The sequence below is a fragment of the Nocardioides sp. Root682 genome (genome assembly GCF_001427795.1).
Classification (GTDB): Bacteria; Actinomycetota; Actinomycetes; order Propionibacteriales; family Nocardioidaceae; genus Nocardioides.
The window spans coordinates 284,291-298,769 of the sequence record NZ_LMHJ01000002.1 but is presented as its reverse complement, the minus strand read 5'-3'; the positions used below and the strand labels follow the sequence as shown (position 1 = coordinate 298,769).

Annotated in this window: 13 protein-coding genes; 5 read left to right on the top strand and 8 right to left on the bottom strand. The window is 68.9% G+C overall.

All coding sequences use genetic code 11. From position 1 onward, the window contains the following. Nucleotides 1–7: 7 nt before the first annotated feature. Complete coding sequence (locus ASD84_RS13720) at nucleotides 8–1,582, bottom strand: GMC family oxidoreductase (protein ID WP_200954576.1); 1,575 nt, start codon at nucleotides 1,580–1,582, stop codon at nucleotides 8–10. A gap of 250 nt (nucleotides 1,583–1,832) precedes the next feature. On the opposite strand from ASD84_RS13720, the gene ASD84_RS13715 reads away from it, so the two are divergent. The 3 genes from ASD84_RS13715 to ASD84_RS13705 all read left to right on the top strand — a co-directional run bounded on the left by ASD84_RS13715 (nucleotide 1,833) and on the right by ASD84_RS13705 (nucleotide 6,403). Beyond that, nucleotides 1,833–3,071 (top strand): PucR family transcriptional regulator, encoded by a 1,239-nt coding sequence (locus tag ASD84_RS13715; protein ID WP_156391935.1) that lies wholly within the window; start codon nucleotides 1,833–1,835, stop codon nucleotides 3,069–3,071. 96 nt (nucleotides 3,072–3,167) lie between these two features. Then, a complete protein-coding gene (locus tag ASD84_RS13710; RefSeq protein ID WP_056711441.1) occupies nucleotides 3,168–4,583 on the top strand; it encodes a wax ester/triacylglycerol synthase family O-acyltransferase in 1,416 nt (471 codons plus the stop codon). Nucleotides 4,584–4,630: 47 nt separating this feature from the next. Next, nucleotides 4,631–6,403 carry an AMP-dependent synthetase/ligase gene (locus tag ASD84_RS13705; RefSeq protein ID WP_056711440.1) on the top strand — a complete coding sequence of 591 codons (1,773 nt, stop codon included), beginning with the start codon at nucleotides 4,631–4,633 and terminating at the stop codon, nucleotides 6,401–6,403. A 36-nt stretch (nucleotides 6,404–6,439) separates the two neighbouring features. Here the strand turns inward: ASD84_RS13705 and ASD84_RS13700 are convergent, their stop codons facing one another. Then, complete coding sequence (locus ASD84_RS13700) at nucleotides 6,440–7,339, bottom strand: sterol desaturase family protein (RefSeq protein WP_056711437.1); 900 nt, start codon at nucleotides 7,337–7,339, stop codon at nucleotides 6,440–6,442. Between the two features lie 66 nt (nucleotides 7,340–7,405). Between ASD84_RS13700 and ASD84_RS13695 the strand changes: the two genes are divergently transcribed. After that, nucleotides 7,406–8,005, top strand: coding sequence for a TetR/AcrR family transcriptional regulator (locus ASD84_RS13695; RefSeq protein ID WP_056711435.1), 600 nt, complete (start codon nucleotides 7,406–7,408; stop codon nucleotides 8,003–8,005). A gap of 17 nt (nucleotides 8,006–8,022) precedes the next feature. Here ASD84_RS13695 and ASD84_RS13690 read toward each other — a convergent pair whose 3' ends face one another. The 5 genes from ASD84_RS13690 to ASD84_RS13670 all read right to left on the bottom strand — a co-directional run bounded on the left by ASD84_RS13690 (nucleotide 8,023) and on the right by ASD84_RS13670 (nucleotide 13,147). Next, entirely contained in the window at nucleotides 8,023–9,477 is a 1,455-nt protein-coding gene (locus tag ASD84_RS13690) for a protein adenylyltransferase SelO (protein ID WP_056711432.1), read from the bottom strand. A 31-nt stretch (nucleotides 9,478–9,508) separates the two neighbouring features. Beyond that, nucleotides 9,509–9,826: a hypothetical protein gene (locus ASD84_RS13685; protein WP_056711431.1), complete on the bottom strand. Its 318-nt coding sequence runs from the start codon at nucleotides 9,824–9,826 to the stop codon at nucleotides 9,509–9,511. Nucleotides 9,827–9,837: 11 nt separating this feature from the next. Then, a complete protein-coding gene (locus ASD84_RS13680) occupies nucleotides 9,838–11,058 on the bottom strand; it encodes a fatty acid desaturase family protein (protein WP_056711429.1) in 1,221 nt (406 codons plus the stop codon). A gap of 43 nt (nucleotides 11,059–11,101) precedes the next feature. Next, nucleotides 11,102–12,205 (bottom strand): ferredoxin reductase, encoded by a 1,104-nt coding sequence (locus tag ASD84_RS13675; protein ID WP_235531114.1) that lies wholly within the window; start codon nucleotides 12,203–12,205, stop codon nucleotides 11,102–11,104. A gap of 75 nt (nucleotides 12,206–12,280) precedes the next feature. Then, nucleotides 12,281–13,147, bottom strand: coding sequence for an oxygenase MpaB family protein (locus tag ASD84_RS13670; protein ID WP_056711425.1), 867 nt, complete (start codon nucleotides 13,145–13,147; stop codon nucleotides 12,281–12,283). Nucleotides 13,148–13,304: 157 nt separating this feature from the next. Here ASD84_RS13670 and ASD84_RS13665 point away from each other — a divergent pair, with 157 nt between their 5' ends. After that, nucleotides 13,305–13,889: a hypothetical protein gene (locus tag ASD84_RS13665; protein WP_082573598.1), complete on the top strand. Its 585-nt coding sequence runs from the start codon at nucleotides 13,305–13,307 to the stop codon at nucleotides 13,887–13,889. 231 nt (nucleotides 13,890–14,120) lie between these two features. Here ASD84_RS13665 and ASD84_RS13660 read toward each other — a convergent pair whose 3' ends face one another. After that, nucleotides 14,121–14,411 (bottom strand): hypothetical protein, encoded by a 291-nt coding sequence (locus ASD84_RS13660; protein WP_056711423.1) that lies wholly within the window; start codon nucleotides 14,409–14,411, stop codon nucleotides 14,121–14,123. Nucleotides 14,412–14,479: the final 68 nt, after the last annotated feature.

Genomic DNA, 14,479 nt, shown 5'->3' with positions numbered 1-14,479 from the left:
CCGGTGCTCACTTCGTCGTACGGATCAGGTCCGCAGCCTTCTCGCCCACCAGCACGGTGGGAGCGTGGGTGTTGCCGTGGGTGATGGTCGGGAACACCGAGGCGTCGGCGACGCGCAAACCCTCCACGCCGTGGACCCGCAGCTCGGGGTCGACGACGCCGTCCTGCTCCGTCCCGATCCGGGCCGTGCAGGCGGGGTGGTAGGTGTGCTGGAGCTCGGCCCGGATCCAGTCCTCGACCTGGGCCCGGGTGCGGACCTCCGCCCCGGGGTTGAGCTCCGCCCCGGTCACGCCGTGAAGCGGCGCCGCAGCGGCGATCGCACGGGCGCGCTCCACGCCCGCGACGAGGGAGTCGAGGTCGGCCTGCTCGGCGAGGTAGTTGAAGGTCGTGGCGACCTTCGCCCGCGGATCGCTGCTGTTGAGCCGGACCTGTCCGCGACTCTTGGAGCCCACCAGCGACAGGGCCATGGAGAAGGCCGGCTTGTCGTAGGTGTCGAACCCGTGGTTCTTGAAGAAGCCCGGCGCCGCGATCACCTGGACGTCGGGGGCTTCCTCGTCGGGGCGCGTGTGGAAGAAGCCGCCCGCCTCACCGACGTTCGAGGTGAGCAGGCCCCGACGACGCGCCAGGAAGTTGAGCAGGTGGAGGGGGTTCTGCGCGCCAGCCAGGGTGCCCTTGGCCGTGGTGTCCCAGTTGAGCAGGACCAGGGGGTGGTCCATCAGGTGGGAGCCAACGTTGGCGTTGTCGACCACCGTGGCGATGCCGTGCTCCGAGAGGTGGTCGGCCGGGCCGACACCCGAGAGCATCAACAGCTGAGGCGTGTTCAGGGCGCCTGCCGACAACACGACCTCGCGCGCCGCCTGCACGAACTGCTGCTTGCCCTTGCGCTCGACCTCGATGCCCACGGCACGACCGTCGGTGATCCGCACCCGCAGGACCTGCGCCTGGGTCATGACGGTCAGGTTGGCCCGACGCCTGGCCGGGGCGAGATAGCCGTCGGCCGTCGTCCAGCGCTTCCCGCGCTTGTGGGTGACCTGGTAGAACCCGGCACCGACCTGCTCGGCGCCGTTGAAGTCATCGTTGCGGTCGAAACCGGCGGCGACCATTGCCTCGACGATCCTGCGCGAGACGTCGTTGGGTGAGCGCTGCTCCTGGATGTGCAGCGGGCCCGTACTGCCGTGGTACGTGCTCTCGCCACGCGAGTTGGCCTCGGACCGGCGGAAGAGGGGAAGCACCTCGTCGTACGACCAGCCGGTGGCTCCGGCCTTGGCCCAGCCGTCGAAGTCGGCGCGGTTGCCGCGGATGTAGATCATCGCGTTCATCGAGCTGCAGCCGCCGAGCATCTTGCCGCGCGGGTGGTAGATCGAGCGGCCATCCAGGTGCGGCTCGGGCTCGGTGTAGTACTCCCAGTCCAGGTCCGTCTTGAACTGGGTCGGGAAGGCGGCCGGGACACGTACCTTCAGGTTCCGGTGGGACCCACCGGCCTCGACGAGGAGCACCGTCACGGACGGGTCCTCGGACAGGCGGCCAGCGAGGACAGCACCCGCTGAGCCAGCACCCACCACGATGTAGTCGTACGTACTCATGTTGTTCCCATCGGTCGTCGCTTCTTCGGTGACCCCACGGTCGCATCGCCACCGGGTGCCGGTCTTGGGACGACGTCCAGCGCTGTCGAGCCACCTTGTGGACCAGTCCAAACCAGCTCGAACAGCCCTCCCTGAACGGCTGTCCAAGTCAGTTGTTCATGTAGATTCGGCACACTGCCTTGGCGTCAAGAACCACCTGGACAAAGCAGTGCAGGTCGACGAGAGGCAGACCCCAGAACCGGAGATCCACGTGACCGATGCGCGCTCCTCAGCCCTGGCGGCCTGGGTGCAGGACTTCGTGGAACGCGCGTCCCGCGATGACGTCGTGGCGACGTTCGTGGCCGCCGTCGATGACGCGGTGACCGAGCAGGTCCCCGAGATCGCCAACGACCCGATCCTCGTCCAGGACCTGCACAAGAGCACGGGGTCGCAGTGGCGGGCCTTCCTCGCCCTGCTCGGTGACGACCATCGTCTCGTCCTTCCGACCCAGGCAAGCGATCTCGCGCTGTCGCTGGCCCGCCGGGGACACGACCTGGTCGTCCTGCTCAAGATCTACCGGGTCGGGCAACAGAGCATCCTGCAGTTCTTCGACGCCTTCATCACTACTGGTGACACAGCCGCTCCTCCACGAGACGAGATCCTGGTCTTCATGTGGGCGCGTGCCAGCAGCTGGGTGGACGATGCCGTCGAGACGCTGATCGAGGCCTTCGTCGCAGAGCGACAGCGCCTTCACGACGGCGTGGTCGCTCGCCGCAACGCACAGATCGAGTCCCTGCTCGGCGACTCGCCGCCGTCGAGCGCTGATCTCTCCGGATCGCTCAGCCATGCGCTGCAGCACTGGCAGACGGCTTTCGTCGTGTGGGCCGGCGACGCCGGCGCGTCGACCGCACCGCTGCTGCTGAAGGCAGCCCAGGACGTTGCCGACGCCGTCCGCGCGCCCCGGCCCCTGACCATGGTCGCCGGCAGCCGTGAGCTGTGGGGTTGGGCGGCGACGCCCGGCCAGCCCGACTTCAGCCACCTTCCCGGACTCGTCGACGGCTTGCGGGAAGACGGCCTGCACCTGGCGATCGGGGTCGCTGCACCAGGCATCCCGGGCTTCCGGACCAGCCACGCCGAAGCCCGGGCGGCCCAACGCATCGCACTGCACGGCCCGCAGCTGTCCCCGCTCGTCGCCTATGCCGACGTCGAGCTCCTGTGCATCATGGGCGAAGGTTCCGAGCTGATGCGGCGCATGGTGCTGCGAGAGGCCGGGTCCCTGGCCGGCGCTGACAAGAACATGGGCCTGGTCCGCGAGACCGTGCTGGTCTACCTCAAGACGCTCAACGTCGAGACGACAGCCGAGCAGCTGTTCGTCCACAAGAACACTGTCCGCTACCGCATTGCCCGCGCCGAGGAGCTGATCGGCCACCCACTGACGCAGCGCTCGACTCAGCTGGAGCTGGCGCTGCGCTGGATGGAGCGATTCGGGCCGCCGACCAGCTCCCGTTGACCGCCAACCAGGCAGGTTGTACCGGCGGCCAACCTGACGCCGGAACTTCAGACTGGCGAACGAGCCGGTCCGGGCCGCGGCTGACACGGTTGCACCATGACGAAAAGCCTTGGGGTCGCCGACCGGATCTTCCTGCTCCAGGAGAGCCCCAGGACGCCGCAGCACGTCGCGGGCCTCGCTTGCTTCACGATGCCGGACGACGCCCCACCCGACTACCTCGAGCGACTGGTGGAGGAGTTCCGATCGGCCCGCAACTTCGCGTCGCCCTTCGACCTCGCCCTGCGCCACGCGTCCCTGCGGGCGGTGGCGCCGTCGTTCGTCCAGCTCGCTCCCGACCAGGTGGACCTCGACCACCACTTCCGGCACAGCGCCCTGCCCCAGCCGGGCGGTGAACGCCAGCTCGGCGAGCTCGTCTCCCGGCTGCACTCCCAGCCGATGGACCTGAGCCGGCCCTTGTGGGAGGTGCACCTGATCGAAGGTCTGACCGATCGGCGCTTCGCCATCTACATCAAGCTCCACCACAGCCTCTTCGACGGTGTCGCCGGTGCCCGCCTGATGGCGAGGATGCTCAGCGCGGATCCCACGGACCTGACCGTCCGCCCACCGTGGACGATCGGCCGCAGGGGTTCGCTCCGCGTCACGGGCGACGACCCTCAGCCCACGCCGGCCAGGCATCTCGTGACCACGGTTCGGGGCCTGACCAAGCGCACCGGACTGATGCTCAGGGAGTCCGTCCGTCCGTCGACACCTGACCTGGCCACGCCGTACCGAATCCCTGACCTGGCCCTCAACGGTCGGGTCGGCAAGCAGCGCCGGGTCGCCACCCAGGTGGTCGACTTCGAGCGCGTCCGCGACGTTGCCGACCGGGCAGACGTGACCATCAACGACGTCTTCCTCGGTATCTGCGCGGCCGGGCTGCGTCGCTACCTCGACGAGCTCGGCAGCCTGCCCGACACGGGCCTGGTGGCCGGCACTCCGATCTCCGTGCGCTTCGGCGCAGGGGACAACGCCAACAACGCCTTCACGATCGCCAGCATGAACCTGTGGACCGACCTGGCAGATCCGGTCGAGCGACTCAAGGCGATCCACCGGTCGAGCACGGCCACCAAGGAGTCCATGGAGGGACTCACCAAGCAGGCAGCCATCAGCTTCGGCGCCCTTTCCTTTGCGCCGTACGTCGCCCAGGGGCTCACCGGCCTCGGCGGCCGCCTCAAGCCGCCCTTCAACCTGGTCGTCTCCAACGTTCCCGGGCCTCTGGAGCAACAGCACCTCGCCGGATCTGCCCTGGAGTCGATGGCACCGCTCGGCGTCCTCAGCCATGGCCAGGGCCTGTTCATCGCGGCGTTCACCATCTCCGGACGGATGAGCATCGGTTTCGTCGGCGACCGCGACCGCCTCCCCCACCTCCAGCGACTGGCGGTCCACACCGGGGAAGCCCTCGACGAGCTCGAGAAGGTGCTCGCCCCGGAGGGCGGCCGCCGGCCCCGCGCCCAACGGGCCCCCAAGCAGTGACTCGCACCGCCACCGTTCTCGAACCAGATCAGCCTGAAGGAGCACCCGTGTCCGCCGCCCCCCGCACCGTCACCGAAGCCTTCCTCTCCACCGTTGCCCGATCCGGCTCGCGGACGGCCGTCCGCTGGCGGCAGGACGACGGCACCTGGGGCACGTGGACCTTTGACGAGCTGGCCCATCGGGTGGCGCGACTGACCGCTGGCCTGCGGGACCTGGGTGTCCGACGGGGCGACCGGGTGTTGCTGATGATGCGCAACATCCCCGAGTTCCACGTGGCCGACCTGGCCGTGCTCTTCGCCGGGGGGACCCCTGTGTCGATCTACAACTCCTCCTCCCCCGAGCAGATCGCCTACCTTGCCGGACACTGTCGCGCGAAGATCGCGATCGTCGAGGACCAGGGCTTCCTGGGTCGCTTCGACGCCGCAGTGGATCGTTTGCCGGACCTGACCCACTTCGTCGTCGTCAACGAAGCCCCGGAATGCGACGACGTCGTGACTCTCGCCGAAGTCGGCCGCGCGACTGCCGCCGATCTCGAGGAGGCTGCCGCCCGCGTCCTGCCCGACGACCTGGCCACCGTGATCTACACCTCCGGCACCACCGGGAGCCCCAAGGGCGTGATGATCACGCACCGCAACGTGTGCGCCGAGGTGTCGGCTCTGCAGACCGAGTTCGGGGTACCCCTGGCCGGCAAGCGGATCGTGTCCTACCTGCCGATGGCGCACATCGCCGAGCGCGCGGTCAGCCACTACCTGCTGGCCTTCGATGCACCTGAGGTCTCTTGCTGCCCCGACCCCTCGGCCCTGTCGGCCTACCTCGTCGAGGTTCGCCCGCAGGTGATCTTCGGCGTTCCGCGGGTGTGGGAGAAGCTGCGGGCCGGCATCCTGGGGGCGTTGAGCCGTGACCCCGCCAGGGCAGCGTCCTTCGCGGCAGCCATCGATGTCGCTCTCCCGATCGGACTGGCGCGCAGCTGGAGCCAGTCCACGCCCGAGCAGGATGCCGTGTGGGACGAGGTCCAGTCCGGTGGGCTCGCAGCCGTTCGGGCGATGGTGGGCCTCGACCGGGCCGAGTTCGCGATCACCGGGGCTGCACCGATCCCGGCAGAGGTGATCGAGTGGTTCAACGCGCTGGGCGTTCCCCTCGCGGAGGTCTACGGCATGTCGGAGAACTGCGGCGCCATGACCCTGTCGGTGCGCAACATCAAGCCCGGCACCGTCGGACGGGCGGTCGCAGGCGTGGAGCTCGCACTGGCCGAGGACGGCGAGGTGATCTGCCGCGGTGACGTGGTGAGCCCCGGCTACCTCGACGACCCGGAAAAGACCGCAGAGGCCTTCGACGCCGAGGGCTGGTTGCACACCGGCGACATCGGCGTACTCGACGACGAGGGATGTCTCCGGATCATCGATCGCAAGAAGGAGCTGATCATCACCGCTGGCGGCAAGAACATCAGCCCGGCCAACCTGGAAGCGGCACTCAAGACGATCCCGCTGGTCGGTCAGGCGTTCGCCGTGGGTGACGGCCAGCCGTACACGGCGGCGCTGGTGCTGCTCGACCCCGATGTCGCCCCGACGTGGGCGATCGCGCAGGGAATCACGGCCGCATCACTGGCAGACCTGGCCGAGCACCCCGTCGTGGTGGCGGAGATCGAAGCCGGCCTGGACACGGCGATGGCCGGCTTCAACCACGCCGAGCGGATCAAGAAGGTCTGCGTGCTCGGTGTCGAGTGGCAGCCCGACTCCGACGAGCTGACGCCGACCTCCAAGCTGAAGCGTCGGGTGATCAAGGAGAAGTACGCCGACCGGATCGCCAGCCTCTACACCTGAGGGCGACGGCCAGCGCCCGAAGGCGCTGGCCTGCCTTCAGACGTCGGCGCCCACGGGTTCGTGGTCGAGCGGATCCGGCAGCCGGTCGGCCGCGACCCACCCCGGGGGCCCGAACACGTAGCCGAGGCGACTGCGCCACGAACGCGATCCGCGCACGTCGCGGACGATCGCGGCGTACTCGTGGAACTGCAGCTCGAGCAGGTTGTTGCTGTGGATCGGTGTGGTCAGCCCGTACGTCGGCCGGTGCAGCTCCGGCTGGAAGGTGCCGAACAGCCGGTCCCAGATGATCAGCACACCGCCGTAGTTGCGGTCGAGGTAGACCTTGTCGCTGCCATGGTGGACCCGGTGGTGGCTGGGTGTGTTGAACACGAATTCGACTGCTCGCGGAAGCTTGCCGATCGTCTCGGTGTGGGTGAAGAACTGGTAGATCAGGTTGAAGGAGAAGAACGCCAGCACCATCCACGGTGGTACGCCGAGAAGCGGCAACGGGATCCAGATCAGGCTCTCGAACCACTGGTTCCACTTCTGCCGCGTCGCGGTCGAGGTGTTGAAGTAGTTGCTGTTGTGGTGGGCCTGGTGCGCCGCCCAGATCAGGCGGATCCGGTGCGAGCACCGGTGGTAGGTGTACCAGAGCAGGTCGACGGCGATGAACACCGCGACCCAGGTCGCCCAGTGGTCCGCCGGCAGGTGCCAGGGAGCGACGTGGACGTAGAGGAACACGTAGAAGAGGAACGACACCGCCCGAAAGACGATGCCCAGCGAGAGTGCACCGACTCCCATGAACATGCTGGTGACCGAGTCGCGCACCGTGAATCGGTCGGAAGGTTCGTCGACGAGCACGTGCAGCGCCGTCAGCTCGATGACGATGGTGAGGACGAAGAACGGGATCGCCAGGTTGATCGGGTCACGCATGGTGTGGAGCAAAGCGTCGGACATGGACCTGCCTCCTGAACTGATTTTTGGGTAACTTACCCAGGAATCAGTTCCGTGTACAGTTGCCGCATGGCGAAGTCCCCGAGCGGCACCAAGGGCGTCCCCCGCGAGGAACGTGAGGCACAGATCCTCGACATCGCGACCGAGGAACTGGGGATGCACGGCTACGCCCACACGTCATTGACCGTGGTCGCGCAGCGCGCCGGGATCTCCAAGCCGCTGATCTACATGTACTTCGACTCGAAGGACGGGCTCTACCTCGCCTGCCTGGAACGAGCCGGGGATCAGATCGTCGAAGCGGTCACGGCTGTCCAGAACGGGGTCGCGCTGACCCGGGCCCTCGACACGGTCGCTGCGATCTTCGCGACGCTCGAGCCGCGGCGCCAGGACTGGGCGGTGCTGTGGGACGAAACCCTGCCCCCGGGCTCCACCGTGCGCGAGGCGGCGTTGCAGTACCGCCGCAAGCTGATAGACCTCGGCTCCGTCGGAACCCACGAGCTCCTCGCCGCGCGTGACAACCACGACGACCTGGACGCCTCGATGATGACCGAGATCTGGCTGAACACCGTGACCACGGTGGTGCGCTGGTGGCTCGACCATCCCGAGCAGGACGCCGCGACCATGACGGCGAGATGCGCGCGCCTGCTCGCCGCACTTCAGGCAGGCTGAGCCCCCGATCCCCCTGGTCAGGTGCCGCAGAAGGTCTGGTACCGACCGAAGTCCTCGGGCGCCGGCTCGGCGTACCGCTCCCTCCCGGGTACGGCGTCGAACGGGTGCTGCACCGCGTCGAGCAACCGCTCCAGCGGCGCGAGGTCCCCGGCCGTTGCCGCGTCGAGCGCCTCCTCGACGAGGTGGTTGCGGGGAATGTTGATCGGGTTGACCCGGTCCATCGCGTCGGGGTCGGGACGCAGCCCACGCCACTGCTCGAGCCAGCTGTCGATGGCGGGCAGGTCGAGGACCAGGCCGCGGACCGGCTCGGCGTCCCCGCGCGCCGCGGCCGCGAGGTGCCTCCAGAACGACGTGTGGTCGACGTGGCTCGACTCGAGGAGGCCGAGCACGGCCTTCCCCAGCCGTTCGGCGTCCGGCTCGAGGCCGACGGGCAGGCCGAGCTTCGCGCGCATCCCGGCGGCCCATGCGGCGTCGTACTCGCTCTGGAAGGTGCCGAGCGCCTCGGTCGCGATCTCGATGGCGCGGTCCTGCTCCTCGTGGAACAGCGGAAGGAGTGCCTCGGCGAGCCGGGCGAGGTTCCACGCCGCAGCGGCGGGCTGGTTGGCGAACGCGTAGCGACCGCCCGAGTCGATCGAGCTGAAGACCATCGACGGGTCGTACGCATCCAGGAACGCGCACGGGCCGTAGTCGATGGTCTCGCCGGAGATCGTCATGTTGTCGGTGTTCATCACGCCGTGCACGAAGCCGACCAGCATCCACCGGGCGAGGAGGCCGGCCTGCACCGAGACCACCGACCGGTAGAAGGCCAGGTAGGGCTCGGGGTCCGAGGCCGCCGCGGGGTGGTGGCGCTCGATGGCGTGGTCCGCGAGCCGGCGCAGCAGCTCGATGTCCCCCGCCGCCTGGACGAACTGGAAGCTGCCGACCCGCAGGTGGCTGCTCGCCACCCGCGCGAGTACGGCGCCGGGCAACATCGTCTCGCGACGGACCGGCCGGCCCGTGGCGACCACGGCCAGTGACCTGGTCGTCGGGATGCCGAGGGCGTGCATGGCCTCGCTGACGACGTACTCGCGCAGCATCGGACCGACCGCCGCGAGGCCGTCTCCCCCGCGGGCGTACGGCGTACGGCCCGAACCCTTCAGGTGCAGGTCGTGCAGGCGGCCGTCGTTGTCGGTCAGCTCGCCGAGAAGCAACGCGCGACCGTCGCCCAGCCGGGTGAATCCCCCGAACTGGTGGCCGGCGTACGCCTGTGCCACGGGCGCCGCCCCGGCGGGCAGGTCGGTCCCGGTGAGGAGGCCGACTCCCTGCGGCGTGCGGAGCCACTGCGGGTCGAGGCCCAGCTCCGCTGCCAGCGGTTCGTTCAGGACCAGGAGCTGCGGATCGGGGACGTCCGCCGCCCGCGCCGCGTGCGCCAGCTCCGGCAGCGTCGTCGCGAACCGGTTCAGGAGCGTCGCCGTCTCCGTGGGTGCCGTCATGGTTCGAGCCTACGGACGAAGACCGAACGCGTCACACACGGGAGTTCGGCTCAAACCTCGGCATCGGGTCCGGGTCGTCACGACCGGGCCGCACGAACTCGAAGCCACCGGTGCGAACGAGCACGGCACCTTCGTCGACGGATGCGAGGAGGGATCGCGCGCACGCCTCGTGCAGCGGTGGCAGATGGAACGTGTTGCGGGCCTCCTCCTCGGCGTCACCCACGAACACGATCGGGCGCCCGAGCGTCTCCCCGCACACTCCACACAACCGGGCGAGTGCGCAGCGCGTGACCCGACGACGATCCAGGATCCCGCCCTGCCAGGCGAAGCCGTCGATCTCGGTCAGCATCGTGGGGCCGTTCAGGCGGAGGCCTGATCGGACCGTGACCAGCCGCCGAGCTCGCGGCGCCGCTGCTGACGCAGCTCCTGGCGCTGGCGACCGTGCTCGATCGTGACGTCCACACCGGTGGGCGGCTTGTCGTCGGACGTGAACTTGTTGGGCAGCGACAACTTCATGATGACCCGGAGCACCTGGCCGTACTGCCGGTGCAGCGGACCGGTCGTGTACGGGATGTCGTACTTGTCGCAAAGGGCCCGCACCCGAGGCGCGATCTCGGAGTAGCGGTTGCTCGGCAGGTCGGGGTACAGGTGGTGCTCGATCTGGTAGCCGAGGTTGCCGCTCATCAGGTGCAGCAGCGTGCCGCCCTCGAAGTTCGCGGTCCCGAGGACCTGCCGCAGGTACCACTCCGCCCGGGTCTCCTCATCGATCTCGTCCTCGGTGAAGTGCAGGGCGCCGTCGGGGAAGTGCCCGCAGAAGATGATCAGGTAGGACCACAGGTTGCGCATCAGGTTCGCGCTCGCGTTGGCCTTGATCGTCGACCTCCACTGTTTGCCGCTCAGCGCCGGGTAGAGCACGTAGTCCTTGAGGACCTGGTTACGGCCCTTCTTCAGGATCTGCCGGAGCTGGCGCTTCATCTCCTTCGGGTCCTTCTTGCCCTTCCGGATCGCCTCGAGGTCGAGGTCGTGCAGCGCCACGCCCCACTGGAACAGGCCGGCCAGCAACGCGTTGTAGACCGGCTGTCCGAGGTTGACCGGGTGCCACTTCTGCTCCCGCGCCATCCGCAGCACCCCGTACCCGATGTCGTTGTCGTAGCCGAGGACGTTGGTGAACTGGTGGTGGATGTAGTTGTGGCTGTGCTTCCACTGCTCGGCTGGTTGGCCGGTGTCCCACTCCCACGTCGAGGAGTGGATCTCCGGGTCGTTCATCCAGTCCCACTGGCCGTGCATGACGTTGTGGCCGATCTCCATGTTCTCGAGGATCTTCGCCAGGCCGAGGCTGATCGCACTGGCCACCACGACGGGGCGTCGTACCTTCGCGTCGAGGGGTGCGCTGACGATCATGCCGATCCGGGCGACCGCCGCCATCCAGCGCTGGGCGGTGATCACCTTGTTGATGTACGCCGCGTCGGCAGCTCCACGCGACTCCTCGATCTCGGTACGGATGGTGTCGAGCTCGCGCCCGATCTGCTCGACCTCCTCGGCACTCAGGTGGGCGTACTGGGCGACGTCGGCGATGGCCATGGTTCTCCTCGGGGTAGCTGGTCGGACGGACGGGGTGCGGGGCTCAGATGTCGAGCACGCACGCTCCGACCGGGACGGTCACGCAGGTCTGCACCTGCTCGTTGGGCTGGTCGTAGTCGTTGCCGTTGCGCAGGTCGCGCACGGTGCCGGAGATCTTGGTGACGGTGCAGGTGTGGCAGATGCCGACCCGGCAGCCATAGGGCATGCCCACGCCCGCCTTCTCCCCCGCTTCGAGCACGGTGGTGGCGCCGTCGGCCTCGATCTCCTTGCCGGAGTTCTGGAAGGTGATCTCGCCACCCTCGCCTCCGTCACCGTTGATGGCGAGCGAGAAGCGCTCGAGGTGCAGCTGGTCCGACAGCCCGGCGCGCTCCCAGCACTCCTCGACCGCGTCGAACATCGGTGCGGGGCCGCAGGCCCAGGTCTCCCGCTCGCGCCAATCCGGGACGACCGAGTCCAGGGCCGCGAGGTCGAGGATCCCCTCGGTGTCGGTGTGCCGTTCGTGGAGCGTGAACGGCGGGTGCTTCTCGTGCAGGGCGAGGAGCTCGCCACGGAAGATCATCCGCTCGGGCGTGGTCGAGGAGTAGTGCAGGACGACGTCCGACATCGTGCCGCGCCGGTCCAGGGTCCGCAGCATCGACATCACCGGCGTGATACCGCTGCCTCCGACGAGGAAGAGGGACCGCGCGGGCGGCGGGTCGGGCAGCACGAAGTCCCCACTGGGCGTGGCCAGGCGCACGATCGTGCCCGGCTCGAGGCCGTTGACGAGGTGCTCCGACAGGAAGCCCTCCGGCATCGCGCGCACCGTGATCGCGAGGTTGCGCCCCGAGCGGACCGGCGGCGAGCTCACCGAGTACGACCGCCAGTGGTACTTGCCCTCGATCTGCACCCCGATCCCCACGAACTGGCCTGGCCGGTGCAGGTAGCGCCAGCCCCAACCGGGGCGGATCACCAGGGTGGCCGCGTCCTCGGTCTCGCGGATCACCTCCTCGACCCTGCCCCGCAGCTCGCGCGAGCTCCACAGCGGGTTGATCAGCGTGAGGTAGTCGTCAGGCAGCAGCGGCGTGGTGAGCTTGTCGGCTGCCCGGCGCACCCGCTCCCACGACAATGCTGGCCGCTCGGACGTGCGTTCTTGCATGGCCCCGGTCATGCAATTCAGTGAACACATGCTCACTCAAATCCGTCAAGGGCCCCGACCAGTCCTTGGGGACCCCGCCTGCCGGCGTCAGTCGCTGGCCGGCGGGGTCATCGCCCACCGGATGGTGCCGACGGCCGCGGTCCCGAGGGCGCGGACGACGGTGCGTTCGGCGATCGGGAGCCACGGCACGCGAAGCGGCCGCCGCGTCCACACCGGCATCAGCCCGATCGCGGCCGACACGAGGACGCCGTACGGCGCCCGGGCAGCCAGCGGCAGCGGCGGCTTGAAGAGCAGGTAACGCACCGCTTCCCGGGCCTCGCGAGAGCCGCGCAGCTCCGGGCGGAAGCGCGCGAGCACCTCCCGCAGCTCGGCCAGGGTCGTCGGTGGATCGACGACACCGAGTCGTCGGGCGATCTCGGCCGTCTGGGCGACGTACTCGTCGCACTCGGCGGGGTCGAGCGGCCGGTCGCCGTACGTCTGGTGGGCCAGCAGGAAGCTGTCGATCTCGGCGACGTGCACCCACAGCAGCAGGTGCGGATCACTGGCGGCGTACGGCGTCCCGTCGGGCCCCGTGCCGGTGATCCGGTCGTGGATCGATCGAACGATGTCGACCGCCTGCTGCGCGTCGTCGGCCGTGCCGAAGGTGGTGACGGCCAGGAACCGGCTGGTGCGGGCGAGCCGTCCCCACATGTCGCCACGGAAGCCCGAGTGCTCCGAGACGGCGCGCATCGCCACCGGGTGCAGCGTCTGCAGCAGCAGGGCCCGGATGCCACCGACGAACATCGACGCGTCGCCGTGGACCCGGGTGATCGGGCTCCCCTGCTCGAACCAGCGCGGTCCCGCGGTGTCGTGGATCCGGTCGCGGTGCCGGGCGCCGTCTGGGCCGGCCACGCGGTGGAACAGCGCCTCACCCAGTCGCTCGCGGATCGCAGTGAGGCCGAGCGAGGTGTCCATGTGCTCCAGTGTGCTGCAGCCCGCAAGAGAGGCGCGGTGCGCATTCGGGACCAACGTCCCCCGCCCGGACGGACCGATGCCCCTGATGCCCGGACGGAGCAGCGACAAGGGTGGAGGCATCGACAATCGGGCCGATGTGCCCGGAAAGAAGGCCCCCATGACCGCCGTTCAGCACCCCACTCATGCCGCCGTCCTGGTGGAACAGGACGTCGTCACCCATGCGACCGCACGCCGTGCACTCGGCGCCCTCAGGATCGGCTTCGGCCTCACCTTCCTGTGGGCCTTCTTCGACAAGCTGCTCGCGCTCGGCTACGCCACCGGCGCGAACCCGGAGACCGGCGCCGTCGACCGTTTCGGTCCGGCCGCCTGGTTCAACGAGGGCAGCCCGACCTTCGGGTTCCTCAGCTTCGGTGTGTCCGAGGACAACTGGTTCCACGGCTTCTTCACCGGCATCGCCGGCGATGCCTGGGCCGACTGGCTGTTCATGCTCGGTCTCGCCGGCATCGGCGTCGCCCTCGTCCTCGGCATCGGCATCCGGCCCGCGGCCGCGGCCGGCGGGCTGCTCTACCTGATGATGTACGCCGCCTCGTTCCCGCTGGAGAACAACCCCGTCATCGACGACCACCTGCTCGGCGCGATCAGCCTGGCGGTGTTCGGCGCCACCCTGGCCGGCGACACCTGGGGCTTCGGCCGCACCTGGGCCACGAGCCGCATCGTGCGCCGGTTCCCGTTCCTGCGCTGAGCCAGCACAGCGACGCGCGCACGCAGTGACGGTCCAGCAGTGATGGTCCAGCAGTGACCACCCGGCGTGGCCCCGGCGATCATGTCCGGGGCCGCGCCGGGACATCTCGGTTCGGCACAGCGTCCCTGGTGTCGAACTGGGTGCTCGCCAGAGCCCGCTCGGACAGCGTGACCAGGTCCAGGACCTCACGCGCGACATAGGCCCGGGCGCCGCGTTCGATCGACTTCGTCGTCAGGACTCCTGCCCGGTGCAGCTCGTCGAGTGCGGCACTTGCAGCCGGGCGTGGACGATGGTCATGTTGTTGGCGACGAGCTGAGCTTGGTTGCTGACGCCACGGATGGTCTCGGACTGGCCGAGTTCCGCGAGGGCCACCTGTCGTGCGGACGGCGCGATTCCTTCGATCCGGGAGCTGGCGATGGCCTCGGACCGCAGGAGGAAGCGAGCGATACCGGCGAGGCCTTCGGCCCCCGGGCCGTTGAGTGCCCGGATGCTGCGCTCGACCTTCGCGACCTGCCGGGACACCTCACCTCCGACAGCCAGAGCTATCAAAGGATAGATACCTATTCTTTGACAGAATGGTCAGGCGTTCA

Bases quoted from the DNA above. Each gene is read 5' to 3' on its own strand.
- ASD84_RS13680 (WP_056711429.1), bottom strand. From the start codon at position 11,058: ATGGCCATCGCCGACGTCGCCCAGTACGCCCACCTGAGTGCCGAGGAG.
- ASD84_RS13675 (WP_235531114.1), bottom strand. From the start codon at position 12,205: ATGACCGGGGCCATGCAAGAACGCACGTCCGAGCGGCCAGCATTGTCG.
- ASD84_RS13670 (WP_056711425.1), bottom strand. From the start codon at position 13,147: ATGGACACCTCGCTCGGCCTCACTGCGATCCGCGAGCGACTGGGTGAG.
- ASD84_RS13690 (WP_056711432.1), bottom strand. From the start codon at position 9,477: ATGACGGCACCCACGGAGACGGCGACGCTCCTGAACCGGTTCGCGACG.
- ASD84_RS13700 (WP_056711437.1), bottom strand. From the start codon at position 7,339: ATGTCCGACGCTTTGCTCCACACCATGCGTGACCCGATCAACCTGGCG.
- ASD84_RS13720 (WP_200954576.1), bottom strand. From the start codon at position 1,582: ATGAGTACGTACGACTACATCGTGGTGGGTGCTGGCTCAGCGGGTGCT.
- ASD84_RS13685 (WP_056711431.1), bottom strand. From the start codon at position 9,826: ATGCTGACCGAGATCGACGGCTTCGCCTGGCAGGGCGGGATCCTGGAT.
- ASD84_RS13665 (WP_082573598.1), top strand. From the start codon at position 13,305: ATGACCGCCGTTCAGCACCCCACTCATGCCGCCGTCCTGGTGGAACAG.
- ASD84_RS13710 (WP_056711441.1), top strand. From the start codon at position 3,168: ATGACGAAAAGCCTTGGGGTCGCCGACCGGATCTTCCTGCTCCAGGAG.
- ASD84_RS13695 (WP_056711435.1), top strand. From the start codon at position 7,406: ATGGCGAAGTCCCCGAGCGGCACCAAGGGCGTCCCCCGCGAGGAACGT.